Genomic DNA, 1,187 nt, shown 5'->3' on the forward strand with positions numbered 1-1,187 from the left:
ATAGAGCTGTTTGCGCGCCGGCCACGTGTCCGGAAGCGCCTCGGCTTGCAATCTCGTTCGGGGAACGTCGATCAGTTCCATGACCTGATGGCGCGGAATTGTGTCCTCCGGCCAGCCCGCACAACATGCAATTGTCGCAGCTTCGTCGGCTTCTTCCCAGATTATGGCCGCTCGGTCCTCATCCTCGGTAGGTTTGTCGTCTTCCGGAAAGCCTTTGATATCCCACCCTTCCAACGCGAACAAACCTTCCGCGCCTTGCAAGGCCGTTATGCCGGCTCGCGCGAAAACTGCTTCGGCTGCCGCGACACCGCGTGCCAGTTCTTTGGACGTTGCACCTTCAATGTTCAAGCGAAGTTCCATGGTTCGCCTCCTGTGCCAATCGTGTTGACAGTGAACAAAATAAGAACATTGGAGTCAATAGGCTGTTGCCGACACAAGAATAAGATCTGTCTTTTCAACGCGATAGCCCACTGGACAATGATCGACGCATGATCCCGTTTCCAAGGCAACTGCTTCCATCGCCGATCAAGATGCGGACCGCCGCGGACGGGGACAGTCGGTCCCGCGTCCCGTCCTGCGGCCGGCGCTATGCTGACGCTCCTACGGCTGTCCTGTTAACCGCCCGCGGCGGGGGCGAATGTCCTCCGTCCTGCGCGCGACAATGTCCGCATTTGCGGACGCGCGCAGGACTGCGGTTTATGCGCCGTTTTTCCTTTGGCCGCCGGCAGTCGCCGGCGCGACGCCCAGCGGGCTATCGTGGCCTTCGACCGTATCGTGCTGTCGGTAAACGACTCTATCGGCGTCACCAGGCAGTGGTCGCTCCAAACCTTTCTTCCGCAGCGCCACCTCGCCGTGCCATTGACTCTTTATTAGGAAGAGAACAAATGAGGAACATACCATCGGCATTTCGCGTTCAGGGGACAGATGAGTGCATCGGCGCCAAACGCTGCCATTACCGATCTGCGAGAGCGCATTGCGCGTCTCGAAGGCGGCAATACGCGCGAACGAGCGGTGCTCCCCTTCGGCGTCACTGCCATCGACAGCCATCTGCCAGGGGGCGGTGTGGCTCTTGGCGCGCTCCATGAAGTTGCCGGCGGCGGCAACGGCGTCATCGATGGCGCCGCCGCATCGCTTTTTGCGGCGGGTATTGCGGCCAGAACGCAAGGCAAGGTGCTGTGGTGCGTGAC

Annotated in this window: 2 pseudogenes; one reads left to right on the forward strand and one right to left on the reverse strand. The window is 60.3% G+C overall.

From position 1 onward, the window contains the following. Positions 1–360, reverse strand: a pseudogene (locus tag EOA22_RS34350) (hypothetical protein); the annotation flags it as partial. Positions 361–924: 564 nt separating this feature from the next. Between EOA22_RS34350 and EOA22_RS39315 the strand changes: the two are divergent. After that, positions 925–1,187 (forward strand): annotated as a pseudogene (locus EOA22_RS39315) (damage-inducible protein); the annotation flags it as partial.

It is taken from the genome of Mesorhizobium sp. M7A.F.Ca.US.014.04.1.1 (genome assembly GCF_003998745.1).
In the GTDB taxonomy this organism is placed as follows: Bacteria; Pseudomonadota; Alphaproteobacteria; order Rhizobiales; family Rhizobiaceae; genus Mesorhizobium; species Mesorhizobium ciceri.